Source organism: Flavobacterium resistens (assembly GCF_900182645.1).
In the GTDB taxonomy this organism is placed as follows: domain Bacteria; phylum Bacteroidota; class Bacteroidia; order Flavobacteriales; family Flavobacteriaceae; genus Flavobacterium; species Flavobacterium resistens.
On record NZ_FXTA01000002.1, the window covers coordinates 748,679 to 769,971 of the forward strand.

The following is a 21,293-nucleotide window of genomic DNA, read 5'->3' on the forward strand; positions in this document are numbered from 1 at the left end:
ATAAATTCCAAATTCCAATTCATTCGACTGAATTTGGGATTTGGAATTTTTTGTTTGAAATTTCAATAACCTGAAATTTAGGTTTTTCATTATTGAATACTAAAAAAATGTATTATTTATTCAACGATTTATTTTTTCCTCCAGTAACCGAGGCTGATGAAGAAGGCATTTTGGCAATTGGTGGCGATTTAAGTTCAGAACGTTTACAATTAGCCTATAAAAGCGGTATTTTTCCTTGGTTTAATGAAGGAGAGCCGATTTTGTGGTGGGCGCCAGATCCGAGAATGGTTCTGTTTTTTGATGAACTCGTAATATCCAAAAGTATGCGAAAGATTCTGAACCAGAAAATGTTCAAGGTGACTTACAATAAAAATTTCAGAGAAGTAATTTCGAATTGCCAGCAAATAAAACGAGATGGACAAAATGGAACCTGGATTTCTGATGAAATGATAGAAGCTTATTGCAAACTGAATGAAGAAGGATTTGCAAAATCGGTTGAGGTTTGGCAGGATGAGGTTCTAGTTGGTGGTTTGTATGGAATAGATTTGGGAAAAGGAAATGTTTTTTGCGGAGAAAGTATGTTTTCTAAAGTTTCAAATGCTTCAAAAACAGCTTTTATTGCTTTAGCATTATATTTGAAAAAAGAAAATTACAAATTATTGGATTGTCAAGTTTATAATGCGCATTTAGAGAGTTTAGGCTGTCGGGAAATTGATCGCGAGGAATTTATGTCCATTTTAAAAAGTAAATAAAAATGAGTGCAGTTTACAGTGTAAAAGAAATTTATATTTATCCGATAAAAAGTTTGGCAGGAATTAGTTTAAAAAGCGCCAATGCTGAAGAAATGGGTTTTGAAAACGACCGTCGATGGATGCTTATTAATGCTGAAAATGTTCACGTTACGCAAAGAGAATATCCAATCATGAGTCAGTTTTATCCTGAAATTTCAGGAGATAAAATTAAAATTACTTTTGAAGGAGAAACTCATGAATTTTCTATTAATGAACATTCAGGAAGTGCTATAGAATCACAGGTTTGGGATGATAAAAGCGAAGTTTTCGAAGTAAATAAAAACTCGTCAAAATGGTTTAGTGATAAATTAGGTTTTGGGTGCAGACTGGTAAAAATTCTAAAAAACGGTGACAGGAAACATGAAAGTTCCAGATTAAAAGAAACTTTCAATGTAAGTCTAGCCGACGGTTATCCGTATTTATTAATTGGAACAGAAAGCCTTGATTTTTTAAATGAAAAGTTGGAAGAAAAAATCACCATTAAAAGATTTCGTCCAAACATTGTTGTAAGTACTCAAAACGCTCATGAAGAAGATGATTTTAAGACTTTTACAATTGGGGAAGTTCAATTTAAAAATATAAAGCCCTGCGGAAGATGTATTATGGTAAATAATGATCCGCAGAGAGGAATTGTAAAAAAAGAACCACTAAAAACGCTGAGCAAATACAGAAATGTCGATAATTCGGTTTTATTCGGAACCAATATTGTGAGTCTGAATTCAGGAATTATCAGCGTAGGCGATGAGATTGTTTTTTCTTAGTTGATTCTAGTTAAAAGTACCGAAGCATTATTAAAATCATATAAAGCGTTGACTAAATCTCTGTATTCAGAGTATTTTTCTTTTTCTAAATAGGTGAAATTATAGAATTCTTCGACAGCTATTTTAACAATATTCCCTTCAATTTTTGCGCTTGATTTAAATAAGCCAATAACTTCATTATTATTGTTCTTAATTTCTTTGTTGAAAGCAAGATTTTCAACATTTTTAATGCTGTAACCAGCCGGAATATTTAAGTTAATATAATTTACATTTTTCTTAGGATAAGATAATACAATAGGATTTGTTCTATTGATTTCCTGATGCAAGCTGATCTGTTTTCCTAATACTTTTCCAATTGTTATTAGATTATTTTTTCCGGCATTTTCAATCCAGGATTCTTTTACTTTTATTTCGCTGTTAATAGTAAAAGGTTTTTCAGCGTCATAATTGTTTTTGTACTCTTTGTTTTCAAAAGTGTACTTCTGCACTTCAACATCAACATCGCTAAAAGTGTTATTTTTTACAAAATCATTGATTTTTTCTGGCGAAATATACTTTACAACATATCTAAAGTAAGCAGCAAGATAGCCAGCGTAAGTACTTTTTTTGTTTACTAAAACCGTTTCCATATCATCCTCAATAGTAATATCGCTTGTTGCTTTTACAACATTGTCATTCATTAAGACATTCTCGATCTTTTTGAATTCATAAGTAACCTGTTGTTTAGGCTCCTGGTCAAAATAAACGGCATCATTGTTTACAGAAAGTGCGTTTGGCTGACCATAAGGCATCCAGAATTGAAAAGGAGAGAGGTATTTTTTGGTTTCGGGAATGTAAATTAATATTTCTGACAATGCATCCGGAACTACATTTTCTTTATCAAATTTGTCATCAAATTTATCTGTGGAAGCTGTAAATTGATATTTGATTTTAAGAAAATCTAAAACGTCTTTGTAAAAATACAAAACCATATTTCGTGACATTTTTTTTGTTTCCAGTGCTTTTTTATAAACATATTGTTTGTCAAGTTCAATATTTTCTTTTAAAAATATATCCATGATTTTTATTTTTTCATCTGTTGTAAGTGCAGGATCATTTAATTTATAATCTTCGACAAAATCCTTGATCATTGATTTGGCACTTACACCATCGGCAAAATTGTAAAGTGAGTTGTAATAGCTTATATAATTATATGCTTTTGAAGTGTTTAGGAAATAATAAACCTTTGCTAGATTTGCCACATTTGTAGCATTTTTTTCAAACTTATAAGCAGGCAAATTTGATGCAGTGTAAATAGTAATTGTGCCTACGCTTTCATTTTTCATTCCATTATAAGCAGCTGTGTAAGTTTGTGCCTGCGAAATTTTGTTGATTTGAAATTTAGCATCAATCACCGGAATGTCTCTTTGAAAATAATCTGCGCCACTAAATTCTGGAAAGTCCTTAATTACATAATAGTATTCAATTATATCTCCTTTTTCGACACCTTCAAAAACAAATTGCTTTTCGTTCGTCCCTTGTTTTTCGATAATTTTTTCTTTTGGCAGTTCTTCAATTTTTCCATCGGGTTTAATAACGCGAACTTTTAAATCTCTGTAATCTCTGACATAGCGGTTGTTTATTGATACTTTATTGTATTCATTAATTCCGGTTTCAGATAAGATTTTTATTGCCTGATGTTTTACAATAAAAGCTTTATAAGCATAGCCGCCAACTTTATTTTCATAAAGCCTGTAATCTTTTAAAACAACAGCCGGATACGAAGTGAATTCAGCAGGAATTTCTTTAAACTTTGGGCTTTCATCCCATTTATAGTTTTTTACCTCTTCTTCCTGAGAGAATGAAATTTGTGAAAGTAAAACGGTGATGAAGAAAATTAGCTTTTTCATTTTTTTACAAGAATAATATTTTGGTTGTATTGTTTTGTGATGTTTTTGATGGCAGTGTTCCAAGCTTCAAAATTGGTTTTTTCAACAAGTAAGGCATTCATTGCCATTTTTTGATTTATAATAATCGTATTGTCTACTTTTTTGTAGGTAATGGCCGCGGTAAAAAAATCATTGCTGAAAGTAAAGTTTTCAGGTAGATAATCTATAGCATATCCGTCGGGAATTGTAAAATCATATTCGAAATCATATGATTTTTTAAAATCATTTTCTAGCGGAGTTTTTCTTTTTTCGACATTGATTCTTGCATTAGAATAAGGAAAAAATAAAATTGGCTTAAAAAGCAATTGATTGTCTGTCTTTTTTATCCATTTGTTTAGTTCAAATTGGTATTGAATTTCAAGCGGATTTTGAGATAGATCATCATTTTTAATAGTAACATTTGATGTTTTGATGTTCTGGATAAAATAAGCAAAATAAGCTCTCAGCATTTCGCTTTTGTCGGTTGATTTGTTGTAAACGCTGATAAATTGCGTTTTTAAATATCCGTTTAAATTCAAATTTGTTTGTCCAATCAATAAATCTGATTCGAATTTTATTTTAAATTTTCCGTTCGTTTTATTTTGATCTGAAGAAACAACTGGAACTTTGATGATTTTATATTTTTCATCATCAATTTTTATTAAAGCTTCTTTTCCTTGTATAAATGGAGTGGCATTTGGAAATAAGGAATAATGACCAGTTGCATCTAGAAACAGTTCTTTGTTGTCGATTTTAGCAACAGTAATCATGTGATTGTCCACAATTGGGCTTGGCACATTTTCATATGTATAATTGTTATGACGCGTACCAATCCATGCAATGTTAGACTCTATACCGGCATAATGCAACATTTCGTTTAGCAAATTTGCCATGTCTTTGCAGTCGCCATATTTTTTTTGCAAAACAGCTGCGGCGTCTCTCGGAACAAAACCTCCCATTCCGTCTTCAAATGCAACATAATTTATTTTGGTTTGGACATAATCAAAAATAGCTTTGGCTTTGTCAGCGTCTTTAGTTAATCCTGTAATTAATTCTGCTGTTTTTTCTTTTACAGCTGTTTGGTCTTCTTTGTTTATTTCCTTGATTGTTTGTGCATAAAAGCGATAAAGGTTGTCAATGTTTCCAACGACATTCTGAGTTCCAGAGGCATTTTTATAACTTTTAATATAGAAAATTAAATGCGGACTGAAATAGGAAAAACTAGGAGAATCACTTTCCTTTTCTTCTTTTTCAGTATTTAGCATCTGCCACGAATAAACTGTAAAATCACCTTCGGTTTCTGTATGAAACTCAATATTTTCATTATTTGGATTTCCCTGAATAATGTACCCGATTTCTACATCTTTTGAAACCTTCAGAACTATTTTAGATGATTTGCATTCTAAATAATCTTTGAAATAATAGCTTTCAAGATATTGCGGTTTTTTAAACTCTTTTTTATAAAAAGAATAAGTTTGAGAACCCTCTTCAAGATTTAAAAAATTGTAATATTTGAATTTCATGTCATGAACAAAAACTTCATCGATTTCACGGTCTCCGGTTCCAACATATCCAATTTTTTGTTTTTTATTGGCTGGAGAAATGCTGTAAGCTTCAATGTCAAAAACTCTTTCAAAAGAATCTATATAGCTTATTCTGTTTCCTAAAATCGATTTGTCGTCTTTGTCGCCAATCCATTTTTTTTCAGCCGAAGAAAGAATAATCGAAGGAAGATTATTTTTTACAGTAATTTCATAAGAGTCTTTCTTTTCAGCTATATACGATTTTGGTTTTGTACTTTGGGCCGTTCCTGAAAAATAAACAAGAAATAAAAGAGGGAAAAGAAATTGTAATTTTTTGATCATTTAAGAAATATAATTTGAGGCTTTCTACGATAGTTTTAATGACAATATTAACAAATTAAATTAATTTAAAACAGTCATTTTCCGTAAGTTTTCTCAAATTACCTAAATAATTTTCTTACTTAGAAATTTAGCTTCATAAAGTTCCAATTTAGAGTATTAAAAATTACCAATTCATTCTTTAGAGTTGGTAAATCTAGAATCAATTTAAGTGTTTCGTGTGCCATCATATTGCCTATAATTCCAGGCAACGTTCCGAGAACGCCATTTAAATTACAGTTTGGAACATCTTTCGGATCTGGCATTTCTGGAAACAAATCCCGAAGATTTTTACTTCCGTTATGATTGAAAACCGCAATTTGTCCTTCAAATTTTAAAATACTCCCGTAAACCAAAGTTTTCTTTAGCTGAACACAAGTATCATTCACTAAGTAACGAGTCGAAAAATTATCAGAGCCATCGACAATAATATCAAACTGTTCTATAATTTGTGATGCATTTTCGGTGGTTAATTTTTCATTAATCGCGACAGCTTCAATCAAAGGATTTAATTTTGAAACTACTTTTTGTGCAATAATCGCTTTTTGTTCGCCAATTTCATTTTCGGTATATAAAATCTGTCGATGAAGGTTGTGAATTTCAATTGTATCAAAATCCATAATTCCGATAAAACCCACTCCGGCAGTAGCAATATATTGTAAAATCGGACAGCCTAAACCGCCTGCACCAATTACTAAAACGCGTGCTTTTTTTAATTTTTCCTGACCTTCATCACCAATTTCAGGAAGAATAGTTTGTCTGTTGTAACGGAGAAATTCTTGAATAATACTCATTTCTTAATTATGAATTATGAATTATAAAAATGTTAAGTTTCCAAGTCTGAAATCTAAAATCTAAAATCTGAAATAAAACTTCTGTCCCAATCTTTCCAAACAGGTTCGTAGCCTGCATTTTTTATGATTTTTGAAATTTCTTCGGCAGAACGTTCGTCGCTGATTTCAAATTGCTCCAAAGACTGCGGATCGACAACATAACCGCCCGGATTTGTTTTGGAGCCTGCACTCATACTCGTAACGCCAATTGGGATGATATTGTTTCTGAATTTTTCGTTTTCTCTTGTTGAAATGGAAATTTCTAAATCTTCATTCCATAATCGGTAAGCACAAATTAATTGGGTTAGATCTTTGTCGTCCATAATAAAATTTGGTTCGATAATTCCCTCAGCGGGACGAAGGCGTGGAAAAGAAACCGAATATTTCGTTTGCCAGTATTTCTTCTGCAAGTAATCTAAATGAAGTGCATTGAAAAAACTATCCGTTCGCCAGTCTTCCAAACCTAATAAAACGCCTAATCCTATCTTATGAATTCCCGCAGTTCCAATTCGGTCGGGAGTTTCCAATCGATAATCGAAGTTTGATTTTTTGCCTTTTGTATGGTACTTTTTATAAACTTCCTGATGATAGGTTTCCTGATAAACCAAAACCGAATAAACTCCAGCGTTATGTAAATGTTCATAATCTTCTGTAGAAAGCGGTTGCACTTCAACAGAAATAATTGAAAAATCTTCTTTGATTAAATTAATAGCATTCAGAAAATAATTGATGTTTACCGTATAATTCGCTTCGCCTGTAACCAGCAAAACATGATCAAAACCAGTATTTTTTAAAGCTTCAACTTCGAGTTTTATTTCGGAATCAGAAAGCGTTTTTCGTTTGATTTTATTGTCTAAACTGAAACCACAATACGTACAGATATTTTGACATTCGTTGCTCAAATAAAGCGGCGCATACATTTGAATAGTTTTTCCGAAACGCTTTTTAGTTATTTCATGACATTTTTGAGCCATTTGCTCTAAATAGTTTTGAGCAACAGGAGAAATCAAAATCAGAAAATCATCTAGATTGTATTTGGTTTTGGATAAAGTTCGTTCGACATCTTTTGATGTGGTTTTGTATATTCTGGATTGGATTTCATCCCAATTATATTGTTCAAAAATAGATTTAAATGTGTTCATGTTTTTATTTTGTCTCTCGCAGATTTTGCAGATTAACCGGATTAAATTTTATTAGCAACGCGATGAATATTTTCAAGGATATTAGAACAGTTGAAATTGACCAATAATCCAAGTTTTTTATTTGTCAATTTTAAATAAGTATTTAATTGTTTAAAGTGAATAGATTTTATCTCTTCTACTGATTTTAATTCAATAATTACTTTGTCTTCCACTAAAATATCCAGTCTGAAAGTTATATCTAAGTAAATGTCATCGTACTTAACGGGTAAATCAATTTGTTTAATTACTGCTAATCCATCTTTTTTTAATTGATAAAAAAGGGCACTTTCATAAACAGATTCTAATAGTCCAGGACCTAGATTGTTATAAACTTTAAAAATTGCTCCTCTAACTTTATATGAAATTTCATTTTCTGACATAATAATGATTTTAATCTAAAATCAAATTTAATAAAAATTCATACTTTTCTTACAATACGTTCTTTCGCAAATTAGGGAGATTGAACAATTTTTTTCCGTATTTTAATTCAAATAAATCTGTTCAATCTGCGAAATCTGCGAGAGATTAAAAATTATTTATATAAAAATGATGTCAGCGGACTAGAAGCCGAAGCATAATTTTGTTGATTAGCAACTTTAGCTTCAAAAGCTTTTCTTCCTGCAATTACAGCTTCCTTAAACGCTTCAGCCATTAAACTCGGATTTCCGGCAACGGCAATAGCGGTATTTACCAAAACAGCATCGGCACCAATTTCCATTGCTTTTGCAGCATCAGACGGAGCTCCAATTCCAGCGTCAACAATAACCGGAACCGTACTTTGCTCGATTATAATTTCTAAAAAATCAATTGTTTTTAAACCTTTATTGCTTCCAATTGGGGAACCCAAAGGCATTACGGCAGAAGTTCCAGCGTTTTCTAAATGTTTGCACAAAACAGGATCAGCATGAATGTACGGAAGCACAATAAAACCAAGTTTAGCCAATTCTTCTGTTGCTTTTAAAGTTTCAATTGGATCTGGCATTAAATATTTTGGATCAGGATGAATTTCTAGTTTTATCCAATTGGTTTCTAAAGCTTCGCGAGCCAATTGTGCAGCAAAAATAGCTTCCTTGGCGTTTCTTGCGCCCGAAGTATTAGGTAATAAATTAATATTCGGATGTTTTAAATGAGATAAAATAACATCAGTGTCGGTTTCTAAATCGATGCGTTTTAAAGCTACTGTAACCAATTCACTTTCTGAGGCTAAAATGGCTTTCTCCATTTCTTCATTTGAACCAAATTTCCCCGTTCCTAAAAATAGTCGGGAAATAAAGGCTTTATCACCAATATTAAACAATGACTTTTGCATATAATTTTTCGTTTAATTGTTGAATTAATTTTTCTTTTTCATCATTTTCTGTGATAAGTCCAGAAACGGCAATACCGTAAATTCCGGTTTCCATCAATGGATTTATGTCTTTTAAAGTAATTCCGCCAATGGCAAAAACGGGAATTGTGATTTTATTTTTCTTCATTTTTTGGAGAATCTCAAAATACCCTGACAAACCTAAAATCGGACTTAGTTTTTCTTTTGTATTTGTAAATCGGAAAGGGCCTAAACCAATGTAATCAGCGCCATTTTTTGCATGGTTTTGAATGTCTTCAAAAGTATTTGCCGTTCCTCCAATAATTTTTGTGTTTCCTAAAATAGCTCTGGCTTCGTCAATTTTCATATCGGTTAAACCAAGATGTACTCCATCTGCTGCAATTAGTTCGGCAAGATGTAAATCATCATTTACAATAAAATTCGCCAGATATTCTTCGCATAAAAACTTTACAGCTTCTGCAAGGGCAAAAGTATCTTTGGCGGTCTGGTTTTTAAATCGCATTTGTATCCAATCACAGCCGGCATCAAGCGCCTGATGAATATTATACAATTGTTCTTCGATTGTATTTCCTTGTGAAATGTATTGCAGTTTATTGTACATAGTGATATCCTATTAAGGTTGAGGTTGAACTTAGATATTTTTCTATGTAGGTTTTGGCATTGTGACAAGCTTCAGGCAAAGTTTGTCCTAACGCAAGATTTGAGGCTATTGATGCAGATAAAACACAACCGGAACCGTGTTTTTCAAAGCATTTTTTTTCGGAGGGCAATAAATCAATTATTTTATTTTTTAGAAAAAGACGATCTGTGCCAGGTTCTGAAGTAGAATGTCCGCCTTTCAATAAAATGGAAGTTGGAATTTTATTTTCCTGCCAAATTTTGTTTGGAAAAAATTCAGGAAACAGTATTTCAATTTCATTGTAATTGGGTGTTATCAAATCAATTTTGGACAAAATTTTGTCTAAGTTCAAATGATCTTCAATTGTCATAAACTCAAATTCGGTAGTCGATTTTAAAACCGGATCCCAAATAATTTTTGTTGAAGGAGATAAAAGTTTTATGGTCGAAAGAATTCGGTTTAAATAATGAAGAGTTGGAACAATTCCAATTTTTACCACTTCAATTTTATAACTTAAAAAAACTGTTTCAAGAGAACGAATCACGAAGCTTAAATTTGTCCATTGAATTTCATAAAATTTATTTTCAGTCTGAATGGTATTTGCTGTTGTAATTGCAAATCCAGTGACCTGATGCATTTCAAAAGTTTTGGCATCGGCTAAAACACCAGCGCCTCCCGAAGGATCAAAACCTGCTATAGCGAGTACGATTGGGCGATTTGCTGACATAATTTAAATTGATTTAATGGATTTGTATTATTCCAGATGCTGCCTAAAAGAGCGATATCATCAAAACCTTTTTCTAAAGTTTCGCTAATGTTTTCTAAAGTAATTCCGCCTAAAGCGACAACTTTTGTTTTGTGATTTGTTCTTGATTTTATTTCTTCGAATAGATCCTTTTTTGGATGATAATTTTCCTTTGAAATGCTTTTAAAAACGGGACTTAAGAAAGCATATTGAAAATTGCCTTCTAGTGAATTAAAATCTTCAATAGAATGTGTTGATGTTGAATTATACCTACAAGGTCTTGAAAACCTTGCAGGATGATCAAAATTGCTTTTCCTTTCTTTTTCAGAAAAATGCAGATGATTAATACCAAAATCCTCAGCTAAATGATGATGATTATGCAAGACCAAATTTGTCCGAAATTCCAATTTTATCTGATGGATAAATTGCGTCATTTCTAATTCTGAAAAATCAGGTTTCCGAATATGAAGCAACGATAATCCTTCTTCAAATAAAGAATGAATTATTCTGATTTCATCTGCGACAGCAAAAGGATTAGAGATTACAATCATAATTTGTAAAATGTTTTTTGTGAGATGTAAAATGTGAAATGCTTTAATTTTCACATTTTACAAATTTCATCTCACTATATGTAAATCTCTTTCCCTTGCTCAATAAATTCCTCTGATTTCTCCTGCATTCCTTTTTCAGCAGCGGCTACATCTCTAATTTCCTGAGATATTTTCATAGAACAGAATTTTGGTCCGCACATCGAACAGAAATGCGCCACTTTTGCGCCATCAGCAGGAAGTGTCTCATCATGGAACTCTCGAGCTGTATCTGGATCTAAAGCCAAATTAAACTGATCTTCCCAACGGAATTCAAAACGTGCCTTACTCAACGCATTATCGCGATATTGTGCTCCCGGATGACCTTTTGCCAAGTCGGCAGCGTGGGCAGAAATTTTATAGGTAATTACCCCGTCTTTAACGTCTTTTTTGTTTGGTAAACCAAGATGCTCTTTTGGCGTAACATAACACAACATCGCGCAGCCGTACCAGCCAATCATTGCTGCTCCAATTGCAGAAGTAATGTGATCGTAACCAGGTGCAATATCAGTAGTTAAAGGACCTAAAGTGTAAAATGGCGCTTCATGACAATGTTCTAATTGTTTGTCCATGTTTTCTTTAATCATGTGCATCGGAACGTGTCCCGGACCTTCAATAAAAACCTGAACATCGTGTTTCCAGGCAATTTTTGTCAGTTCGCCTAACGTTTCTAATTCGGCAAATTGTGCTGCGTCATTCGCATCTGCAATCGAACCTGGACGTAAACCATCTCCGAGAGAAAAAGCAACATCATATTGTTTCATGATTTCGCAGATTTCTTCAAAATGGGTGTACAAGAAGTTTTCTTTATGATGAAACAAGCACCATTTTGCCATAATCGATCCGCCTCGAGAAACAATTCCTGTCACACGATTGGCGGTTAAATGAATATAGCGAAGCAAAACTCCAGCATGAATTGTAAAGTACGAAACACCTTGTTCTGCTTGTTCGATTAAGGTATCACGGAAAATTTCCCAAGTTAAATCTTCGGCAACTCCTTTTACTTTTTCTAAAGCCTGATAAATAGGAACCGTGCCAATTGGAACCGGAGAATTTCTGATAATCCATTCTCTGGTTTCATGAATGTTTTTTCCCGTTGACAAATCCATAATTGTATCAGCTCCCCAACGGCAAGCCCAAACAGCTTTTTCGACTTCTTCTTCAATGCTCGAAGTCACAGCGCTGTTTCCAATATTAGCATTGATTTTTACTAAAAAGTTTCGTCCCACAATCATCGGTTCGCTTTCTGGGTGATTGATGTTGTTTGGAATTATAGCTCTTCCGCAAGCGACTTCAGAACGAACAAATTCTGGAGTAATTTTACTTTTTGGCGTGTTCGCTCCAAAACTATGACCGCCATGCTGACATTGCATCGCTTTGGTTTGTTCGTTTAAAAGCTCAATTCTCTGGTTTTCACGAATTGCAATATATTCCATTTCAGGCGTAATAATTCCTTGTTTTGCATAATATAATTGCGTTACGTTTGCACCTTTTTTAGCTCTTTTGGGCTGATGCAAATATTCAAAACGAAGATGATTCAGACTTTCATCTTTCAATCGGCTTTGACCATAATCTGAGGTAATTTCGTTTAGGATTTCTACATCATTTCGGTTAAGAATCCAGCTTTCACGTAAACGTGGCAAGCCTTTTCTAATATCGATTTCAACATTCGGATCTGTATATGGACCGGAAGTATCATAAACCGTTACAGGAGGATTTTTTTCAATTCCACCGTTTGAAAGTTTGGTGTCGCTTAAATGAATCTCACGCATTGCTACTTTTATTGGATGGATTTCTCCGTCGATATATACTTTTTTAGAATTCGGAAACGGGGTTCTGGATATTTGTTCTTCGTTTGTCATAATTTTTTTGTTTCAGGTTTGAAGTTTCAAGTTTCAGATTGAATTGTATTTATTCGCAACGATAAATTGGAATTTGGTCCCGATAGCTAACGGGATTGTATTGGAATTTTAACCGCCTTGAGTGGCAGAAATAATTAGAATTTCGTCAGTTTCTTGTACGAGGAATTCGCTCCATTTGGTTTTTGGAACAACGGTATTGTTGATAGCAACAGCGATTCCGTTTTGTTTGTGCGGAATTTCGAGATCGAGCAATGATTGAACGCTTAGCGATTCAGCATTAAAATGTTTAGTTTGTTGGTTGATTTTTAGTTCCATTCCTTTTGAATTTAGTATATAGATATACTTTAGGAATGGCTACAAGAACGCATAAAATGCGTGCAGAAGTCATCTTACTTTTCCCTACGCTAGTATGAACTAGATCAGGTTCAGAGGGTAAAATCTCAGCCTACAATGTTGTAGACACCCCTAAAGTGTGAAGCAAATATATGTAATTTTTGTTTGAGAGTTTAAAAAAGTTTCAAGTTTCAAGTTTTAGGTTGTACTCGAACAGAATTTTTTGTCTCTATTACAATCGAAATGAAACCTGAAACCTGAAACTTGAAACCTGAAACAAAACTTTTATTTTGTTCTCGTCCAGCAATCTTCCGCATGATCATTGACCATTCCGGTAGCTTGCATGTGCGCATATATTACAGTTGAACCGACAAATTTAAAACCTCTTTTTTTCAAATCTTTACTGATTTCATCTGAAAGTGGAGTAGTGGCAGGAGCTTCTTTTGAAGTTTTTAGATTGTTTATAATCGGTTTTCCATCTGTATATTTCCAAATATAATTGGAGAAACTGCCAAATTCTTCCTGAACTTTCATAAAAGCCTGAGCATTTGAAACTGCAGCTTTAATTTTTAGCTTGTTTCGGATAATTCCGGTATTCTGCATCAATTCTTCGATTTTATCTTCTGAATATTGGGCTATTTTTTTATAATCGAAATGATCGAAAGCAGCTCTGAAATTTTCTCTTTTGTTCAAAATCGTAATCCAGCTTAAACCGGCTTGAAAAGTTTCCAGAATTAAAAATTCGAATAAAGTAGGATCGTCATAAACCGGAACGCCCCATTCTTCGTCATGATATTTTTTGTATAAATCACTGGAATTGCACCAGCTGCATCTTATAAGAGTTGTGTCTTCCATTATCTTCCAATTTGCCAGCTGTATCCTTTAACACTCGGAATATATGCTGAACGACCTACAATGACTAAATTATTATAAATTTTCCGATTGTATTTAATACCGATAGCATTGCCGGACATATACATTTTATTGGCTTTGAATTTTACTTTCATTTTGCCGTCTTCAAGTTCTGCATCTGATACTTTTTCGACAAGCCAAGTTGATTTCCATTTCACGGATAACTCATTTTCAGCGGTTTTGGTAACGCTTTTAACTAGTTTAACTGCTTCTTCAGGAATTTCAAAGTTTTGTGTGAGCTGTTCTTGTGTCATTGTTTGACCCATTTTACAGTTGTTAAGGATTTTCCTAATATTAACGAAATTCAGCAATTTGTCGTTTGCTTCTTTTTTGATATCAATATTTTCATTTTTGGGCTTACTTTCAAGATTAGGAGCTGGAGTTATGGCAATGTCTTTTTTTACAGCAAAATTCTTTTGATTTGCAGCAGTTTTTTTTGTTTTAATTTCCTGTGGAGCCTTGATACTTTTTGATGCTATTTTTACACCAGTTTTAACAGGAACTGGTTTTAGCATATTGACGGGCATGATTATTTTTTTAGGTGGCTTTTTTTCGTCACGGCCACAACTAAAAGAGAAACATGTTAATGCGAATAAAATAAGTAAGCTAACATTTTTCATAACCCGATTATTTTTTATTCTTGATGATGAGGATCTTCGTCTAAATATTTTTTAATCAAATGGTGTCCGGCATATATTAAAGGCGTCAGCAATATGGCAATCGATAATTTAAAAGTATATCCAATTAAAGCAGAAGATATAAACGTGTCAAAATTGATTTTTCCTGGTAACCAAAATGCAATTCCAAGAACAATAAACGAATCAAATAACTGTGATATTACGGTTGATCCCGTTGTTCTGAGCCATATTTTTCTTTCACCTGTACGTCTTTTGAAAAACCAAAAAATCCAGACATCAATTAATTGAGATGCCATAAAAGCAATCAAACTACCAACAATAATCCACATACTTTGGCCAAAAACAGCCTGAAATTGGTCATCATTTACAGGACTTATTCCTTTTGCAGCAGGAATTACAATAGCCATAAACAAAATTAGAAAAGCATAAGCAATCAAACAGGCCGTAATAAAGGAGAGTTTTTTTACTCCTTTTTCACCAAAATATTCATTTATTAAATCGGTTGTCAAGAAAACAACTGGCCAGGGCAAAATCCCAATACTCATTACAAAAGGGCCAATCTGAATGAGTTTTCCGCCAATTAATTCGGCTACGACTGCATTTGTTATAAATATACCTGCCAGAATTACAAAGACAATTTCTTTTTTGGTTTTAAACATATAAGCTTATTATAAAATCTATTTTTTCAAAGTTAATTATTTTAAGCTTAAAATAAATTAATATTCTCCATCAAGAATATTTTCATCTTCGATCTTTTGTTTTTCAAAACTCGATCTCAAATGTTCTTTGTTTAAATATTCTGTAGCTATTAAATCGTATTTCTTTTCTAAATCCTCTTCGTCATTAAGTTGTTTTGAATCGATTATATTGAAAGCAAGCGGATTTATTTTTCCGTTTTCGTTTATAAAACCAATTGTGTACAGCTGGTTTTTTTCCAGATCTTTTGCTTTTACTTTGTAATAGAAAAGTGAAATCTCGTGACCATCTTTCTCAATGATTTTCTTTTTCATCAATGAAATGCTGTCTTTTTCAGAAAGGCTCAGAAGATTGATTGCGGCAGCTTTTGAAATTTCTTCATCCGAAAAATGAATCAGTTCTTTTTTATTCTGATTTAATAAAAGATTAATTGTAGTAAATTGTGTTTTCGGGTCTTTTAAGAAGCTTTCAATTTCTGTTGAATTTAGTTTGTTGTTTACAATTCCTAATCGGGCCAATTCAATGTTCAATTCCAGAATATCAAGCTTTCTGATTTTGTCCAAAATATCTTTAACTGGCTTTTCTTCAGCATAATTGTAGATTAAAGTTGTATAAGTAAGCAAATCAGCCAGAGATTCATTAGTGTCAAAATAAACTGCTGTTGCTTCCAGATTATCATTGTTTTGTTTTGCTTTATTTTTCTGATTCCAACTTGCAACTCTTTTGTATTCTAGTTTTGTATTGGTCAGAATTAATTTTTTAAACGCTTTTAATTTTTTAACCGAGATTAATTTTTGTTCAAAAAGCGAGTTGCAAAAAGTTATTACAGGATTGTGATATTCCTTAATGCTGTAATACTGAAAAACATTAGGAAACAATTCTTTGCTGTTTTCTGAATCTTCTTCAAATGCCGAAAACAAGTTTGCAATCGCGTATTGATTATCCGGAATTGGCAAATCGTAATCGAACAATTCATTTATTTTTTTGTAAGCCGTTTTTGATTTTTGATTCGAAAGCGCTTTTAGAATACTAATTTGAATATCTGTTTTAACGGCTTCTTTTTTGTAATAATTTTCCAAATACGAAATAACTCTTTCGTCTTTCATTCCGCCTATTTTTTCTAACAGACTAGTAATGGCATCGGTTTCATTTTCTTTAAAATTGAAAGTATCAATAAAATTGGTCAGACTTTCAAAATCATTATCTGAAACATCCAGCGTGTTTATTGATTTTAAAGCCGAGTAACGAATTGTATCGCTTTTACTTTTTGCATCTTCAATAAAAAGTTTCACTTTATCCTCACTGCTTTCAGTTTGGTTGTTTTTTACAAAAAAGAGTGAATTGAAAGTTTTTTCAATAAAAGCATCTTCATTTTTATAATTTTTGCCCACAAGAGCGCTCAACAAATACGTTGTATTGTCCTTGTATAAAACTTTATATTTTATGGCTTGAACGGCATTTGGTTTAGAAACTGTTGCGTTTATAATATAGCTTTTATCCTCTTTATTGTAAGTAGTATTTTCAGTTATAAACTCATAATTGTCTTTTTTATTCAAAAGCATTTTGTTCCAAAGCGATGCTGAAAAACCATTCTTCGTATATACTTCGGCACTTAATAAAGAAGTCAGATTATCAGTGAAATTTTCATCGTCAAAATAGGTTTCAGTGAAATCTTCATAATCTTGCTTTAAAAATTCTTTTCTGAATTTATTCTGAATGGAATCAATAGACAGATTGCGCTCATATTTTGGATATTTATAATATTTCAGAATAATTTTCTGACCTGTTTCAGAATTAAAATGCTGAAATTTTATAGACGAATTAAAAGTGTTTTTTCGTATTTTTTTATCAGGATTAAGATTTAAAAATAAGTTTTCGTTTTCTTTTTCCGGAATTTCTATTTTGTAGTTTGCAATTGAATCAACATAGATTTTCGATTTTGACGAATAAACAAAAGGCGAAATTGAAAACGATTTAAAAAAGCGGTTTGTATTTTCTTCAGATGCATTTACGGTTCCAAGTAAATAATATTTATTTCCTGCAATTACCGTTTTTAGCCTCATATTTCTGTTTCCTATTTTTGAGAAAGAAACCAAAGAGTTTTCTGTTTTATTATACTGAACATTCGTCGAATCCTGATCTTGTTGTAAATAAAACTCATAATGAATTTGTTTTTGCTCGTACTCTGAATTTTCTAAAGTTTCAATATCATTTAAAGTTTTTTCTCTTAAAAAATAATAACCTTTTTCTTGATTGTCAAAAGCCTGAATATTAATATCGACAGCCTTTTCAGCATTATTTCCAAAGACAAAATTGAAGGAAGGAATTTCAGCTTCAAATCCGCCTTTTAATGGTTTTATTTTTTCCCAGTCATTTTTAAAAGACTTTATTTTGATGTTTTCAAAAACTTCATTTTCATATTGACGAACATAATTTGCAGGACCTGTCATTGATACCGAAATAATCTCAAGAGGCGTAACAAAGAATTTAGAATGCTGACTATTTCCTGTTTTGGTCACATTTTTTATGTCATAACCAGCGTAATTATTTTGTTCAAAATACTTTTTCTCAATAATGTCTCCGGCTATGTTTTCAAAAAATAAACTGTCTAAAGATTTAATATTGTACGGAATATCATTTTTTTTCAAAAAATAATTTAACGGAATTCTTTTGATTGTAATCGCGCCGCCGTTTGTAAAATCTGGCGAACCTAAATTTTCATTTTCGTCAATAGTTGTTTTATACAAAGGCAATTGCAGCATTTTGTCTTTTGTAGTTGTAACGCTGAAATTTGGATTTGGAAAATAAGCTTCAATTGTTTTTTTCTGATTTTTTCCACTTTCCGTAAAAGTGTCAATTATAGGTTTTACGGTGTAACCTTTTTGTCTTAAAAGTGCAATAATGCCTTCGTTTCCTCCAAGATGTGCCGCACCTACGGCAGAGAATAAACTTCCTGTTTTTGCAATAGAATCAATACTTTTGGTCATCACTTTATTGCGGTTTACAATAAGAGCATCATGCGCTTTTTTAGAAAACATTAGTTTATAAATAGAGTCGAGCATAATAATATCTTTTTCCCTATAATATTCTTTAAGCACTTCTGTTGGGTTCCTGTTTTTTAAAATTTTAAGCAAGGCAGTTTTGTTTTCGTCTTTCGCAACAGCATCTTCATCCATTACATTAAGTATAGAAAGCATAGATTGTTTTGCATCTTCAAGTCCGGCGATTTTCTTTTTATATTTTTTTCCGGTCTGAAATATAAACATGTCAAGAACGGTGTTTTCCTGAAAATCAGCCTGATCTCCTTCGGCTCCTGACAACATGTTTTTGAAATATTTGGCATTATCGTTTACAAAAATGGTCTTAATATTTTCTTTGCTTGCAGGAAACAAATAAAACTCCGAATAAAAACTTGGCGAAAAATTATAGTCATCATTTTTCATTAAACCATTCAGTTCTCCCCAGGTTTCCGGATTGCTTTCATTTGCCACAATATCTGATCCTAAAAGATTTTTGAAGAAAGAATCTGATAAATGAAAAGATACTTTTTCATTGACATGCATAGTTCCGTACAAATAAGAATTTTTGGTTAAACCGTTTCCGGATATTTCCCAAAAAAGACTTTTATTTTGTGCCTGAATAACTGAAGTTATTAATAATGAGATGTAAAGGAGTTTTTTCAAAAGAAAAAGATTAAAGGTTTTGCTAAACAAATATAAAGCAGAATAGATTCGGATGTTTACGGTTTCCCGTTTTTATGCGTTTTTTTATAAAGGATTTTCTGAACAACCCCGAATGCTTTTCTAGATTAAAGGCGTTTTAGAAGAAATCATTTTTTTTAACATTCTGTGAATGGTTTGTGATTCGTAAATTTTAGGTATTTTTGGAGAAGAACAAGTTTCTATTATTTATAATCAAATTAACGAGAATGAAAAAATTAATGTCAATTTTTATCATGAGTACAACTTTTTTTGCGGCTTCCGCACAAAGCAATTCTGATAATCCGTTGCTAAAACCTTGGTCAGGTCCTTACGGAGGAGTTCCTGCCTTCAATGAGTACAAAGTTTCCGACTTTAAACCGGCAATTCAATTTGCTATTCAGGAAAAATTAAACGAAATAGATGTTATTGCGAATAATCCAAAACCAGCTACTTTCGAAAATACTATTGTTGCTTTAGAGCGTTCAGGAGGGACAATTGAACGAATTCTGACTGTTTATGGAATTTACAGATCAAACTTAAGTAGCCCTGAATTTAGCGCAATTGACAGAGAATTGTCACCTAAATTTTCTGAATTTTCAGATAAAATCAATCAAAACAAAAAATTATTTACCAGAATCGAAACGGTTTATAATTCAAAAGAAAAAAGCAAACTTACGGGCGAGCAACAACGTTTAATTTGGTTGTATTATACCAATTTTGTGCGTCAAGGCGCTCAGTTAAACGATGCTGATAAATCTAAAGTTGCAGGAATAAACAAAGAATTGGCAACACTTTTTACACGTTTTAGCCAAAATTTATTAGCAGAAGAGCATAATCAATACGTTGCTTTAAAAACAGAAAGCGATTTTGATGGTTTGCCACAAGAAGTTAAAAATGCTGCAATTGCTGAAGCAAAAGAAAGAAAATTGGATGTTATGGGCTGTATTGCTAATACACGTTCTTCAATTGAGCCATTTTTGACTTTTTCAACTCGCAGAGATTTAAGAGAAAAAGCATTTGATATTTTTGTGAAACGTGGTGATAACGGAAACGAAAATGACAATAATGCAACACTTGTTTCTATTTTAGAGTTGCGTACTCAAAAAGCAAAACTATTAGGCTATCCAACGTTTGCTGATTGGAGTTTGTCTAACAAAATGGCAAAAGATCCTAAAAAGACTTTGGCTTTAATGGAATCAGTTTGGGAACCAGCTGTTGAGCAAGTTCATAAAGACGTTGCCGAAATGCAAAAAATTGTTGATGCTGAAGGAGGGAATTTTAAAATCCAGCCTTGGGATTACCGTTTTTATGCTGAGAAAGTTAGAAAAGCAAAATATGACTTAGATCAAAACGAAGTTAAACCATATCTTCAGTTAGAAAATTTACGTGAAGGTATGTTTTGGGTTGCAGGAGAATTATTCAATTTAAGCTTCAAACAAATTACAAATGTTCCAGTTTATCACCCAGATGTACGTGTTTGGGAAGTAAGCAATAAAGTAACAGGTAAAGTTGTAGGTTTATGGTATTTTGATCCTTACGCTCGCGCAGGAAAACGTTCTGGAGCTTGGATGAATGCTTACCGCGATCAACAAAAATTAGAAGGAAATGTACTTACAATAGTATCTAATAACTGTAATTTTGTTAAAGGTGCTCCAAATGAGCCAATTTTAATTTCTTGGGAAGACGCTTCGACTTTATTCCATGAATTTGGTCACGCACTTCACGGATTATGTTCAAATGTAACATACCCAAGTTTAGCAGGAACAGCTGTTGCAAGAGATTATGTTGAGTTCCCGTCACAATTATTAGAGCATTGGTTGGCAACTCCAGAAGTATTGAACAAATTCGCTTTGCATTATAAAACAAATCAGCCATTGCCTCAGGCTTTAGTTGACAGAATTGAAAAAGCAGCAAACTTTGGTGAAGGCTTTTCAACTGTTGAAACTATCTCTAGTTCTTTAGTTGATATGAAGCTTCATTTGGCTACACAGCCTATTGATCCACATAAATTTGAAAAAGAAACGTTAGATGCGCTTCATATGCCTTCAGAAATTGTAATGCGTCACCGTATTCCGCAATTTGGACATATTTTCTCAAGCGATGGATATGCTGCAGGATATTACAGTTATTTATGGGCTGATGTTATCAATGCAGATGCGTGGGAAGCTTTTACAGAAGGAAAAGGTGCTTACGATAAAGCTGTTGCAAAAAGACTTTATGATACTGTTTTTAGCGTAGGAAACACTATTGATCAGGAAAAAGCTTATGAGAATTTCAGAGGAAGAGCTCCGAAATCAGATGCTTTGATGCGTGCAAGAAACTTCCCAATTAAGAGTAAAAAATAATTCGGAATTATTTATAAAATTAAGACTGTCAGAAATGGCAGTCTTTTTTTTGTACCATCTAAAAACAATTATCCATAAAAAAAAGCCCATTTGTGTCTAACAAATGGGCTTATATAATAAAGTAATGATATTTAAAATATCAAAAAAGAATTGG

Annotated in this window: 18 protein-coding genes and 1 riboswitch; of the genes, 3 read left to right on the top strand and 15 right to left on the bottom strand. The window is 32.5% G+C overall.

Going from position 1 to position 21,293, the window contains the following annotated elements; genetic code table 11:
* The first annotated feature begins 107 nt into the window (after positions 1-107).
* Entirely contained in the window at positions 108-752 is a 645-nt protein-coding gene (aat, locus tag FN795_RS09300; RefSeq protein ID WP_142450351.1) for a leucyl/phenylalanyl-tRNA--protein transferase, read from the top strand.
* A gap of 2 nt (positions 753-754) precedes the next feature.
* On the top strand, positions 755-1,552 hold the full coding sequence (locus FN795_RS09305) for an MOSC domain-containing protein (RefSeq protein ID WP_142450352.1): 798 nt from the start codon (positions 755-757) through the stop codon (positions 1,550-1,552).
* Here FN795_RS09305 and FN795_RS09310 read toward each other — a convergent pair.
* The 15 genes from FN795_RS09310 to FN795_RS09380 form a co-directional block, all read right to left on the bottom strand.
* Positions 1,549-3,441 (bottom strand): DUF3857 domain-containing protein, encoded by a 1,893-nt coding sequence (locus tag FN795_RS09310; RefSeq protein WP_142450353.1) that lies wholly within the window; start codon positions 3,439-3,441, stop codon positions 1,549-1,551. The genes FN795_RS09305 and FN795_RS09310 overlap by 4 nt on opposite strands.
* The gene (locus FN795_RS09315; RefSeq protein ID WP_142450354.1) at positions 3,438-5,324 is read right to left on the bottom strand and encodes a transglutaminase domain-containing protein; all 1,887 of its coding nucleotides are present in this window, start codon (positions 5,322-5,324) and stop codon (positions 3,438-3,440) included. The genes FN795_RS09310 and FN795_RS09315 overlap by 4 nt, the downstream gene beginning before the upstream one ends.
* Positions 5,325-5,443: 119 nt before the next feature.
* Positions 5,444-6,154, bottom strand: a complete 711-nt coding sequence (locus tag FN795_RS09320) for a HesA/MoeB/ThiF family protein (protein ID WP_142450355.1) — start codon at positions 6,152-6,154, stop codon at positions 5,444-5,446.
* A 53-nt stretch (positions 6,155-6,207) separates the two neighbouring features.
* Positions 6,208-7,335, bottom strand: coding sequence for a 2-iminoacetate synthase ThiH (gene thiH / locus FN795_RS09325; RefSeq protein WP_142450356.1), 1,128 nt, complete (start codon positions 7,333-7,335; stop codon positions 6,208-6,210).
* A 41-nt stretch (positions 7,336-7,376) separates the two neighbouring features.
* Entirely contained in the window at positions 7,377-7,754 is a 378-nt protein-coding gene (locus tag FN795_RS09330) for a GxxExxY protein (RefSeq protein ID WP_142450357.1), read from the bottom strand.
* A 152-nt stretch (positions 7,755-7,906) separates the two neighbouring features.
* On the bottom strand, positions 7,907-8,683 hold the full coding sequence (locus FN795_RS09335) for a thiazole synthase (protein ID WP_142450358.1): 777 nt from the start codon (positions 8,681-8,683) through the stop codon (positions 7,907-7,909).
* Positions 8,664-9,302 (bottom strand): thiamine phosphate synthase, encoded by a 639-nt coding sequence (locus FN795_RS09340; protein WP_142450359.1) that lies wholly within the window; start codon positions 9,300-9,302, stop codon positions 8,664-8,666. Before FN795_RS09340 ends, FN795_RS09335 begins: the two co-directional genes overlap by 20 nt.
* Entirely contained in the window at positions 9,292-10,047 is a 756-nt protein-coding gene (locus FN795_RS09345; RefSeq protein ID WP_142450360.1) for a hydroxymethylpyrimidine/phosphomethylpyrimidine kinase, read from the bottom strand. Before FN795_RS09345 ends, FN795_RS09340 begins: the two co-directional genes overlap by 11 nt.
* Positions 10,014-10,616, bottom strand: coding sequence for a thiamine phosphate synthase (locus tag FN795_RS09350; RefSeq protein WP_142450361.1), 603 nt, complete (start codon positions 10,614-10,616; stop codon positions 10,014-10,016). Before FN795_RS09350 ends, FN795_RS09345 begins: the two co-directional genes overlap by 34 nt.
* Positions 10,617-10,690: 74 nt before the next feature.
* The gene (gene thiC / locus FN795_RS09355) at positions 10,691-12,514 is read right to left on the bottom strand and encodes a phosphomethylpyrimidine synthase ThiC (RefSeq protein ID WP_142450362.1); all 1,824 of its coding nucleotides are present in this window, start codon (positions 12,512-12,514) and stop codon (positions 10,691-10,693) included.
* Between the two features lie 108 nt (positions 12,515-12,622).
* Positions 12,623-12,829: a sulfur carrier protein ThiS gene (gene thiS, locus FN795_RS09360; protein WP_142450363.1), complete on the bottom strand. Its 207-nt coding sequence runs from the start codon at positions 12,827-12,829 to the stop codon at positions 12,623-12,625.
* Between the two features lie 64 nt (positions 12,830-12,893).
* Positions 12,894-12,991: riboswitch (TPP riboswitch) on the bottom strand.
* A gap of 141 nt (positions 12,992-13,132) precedes the next feature.
* A complete protein-coding gene (locus tag FN795_RS09365; protein ID WP_142450364.1) occupies positions 13,133-13,702 on the bottom strand; it encodes a DNA-3-methyladenine glycosylase I in 570 nt (189 codons plus the stop codon).
* Positions 13,702-14,286 (bottom strand): hypothetical protein, encoded by a 585-nt coding sequence (locus FN795_RS09370; RefSeq protein WP_142450365.1) that lies wholly within the window; start codon positions 14,284-14,286, stop codon positions 13,702-13,704. The genes FN795_RS09365 and FN795_RS09370 overlap by 1 nt, the downstream gene beginning before the upstream one ends.
* A 107-nt stretch (positions 14,287-14,393) precedes the next feature.
* Entirely contained in the window at positions 14,394-15,056 is a 663-nt protein-coding gene (locus tag FN795_RS09375; protein ID WP_142450366.1) for a queuosine precursor transporter, read from the bottom strand.
* 57 nt (positions 15,057-15,113) lie between these two features.
* Positions 15,114-18,776: a TraB/GumN family protein gene (locus tag FN795_RS09380; protein ID WP_167498070.1), complete on the bottom strand. Its 3,663-nt coding sequence runs from the start codon at positions 18,774-18,776 to the stop codon at positions 15,114-15,116.
* A 245-nt stretch (positions 18,777-19,021) separates the two neighbouring features.
* Here FN795_RS09380 and FN795_RS09385 point away from each other — a divergent pair, with 245 nt between their 5' ends.
* On the top strand, positions 19,022-21,139 hold the full coding sequence (locus tag FN795_RS09385) for a M3 family metallopeptidase (RefSeq protein ID WP_142450368.1): 2,118 nt from the start codon (positions 19,022-19,024) through the stop codon (positions 21,137-21,139).
* Positions 21,140-21,293 lie beyond the last annotated feature (154 nt).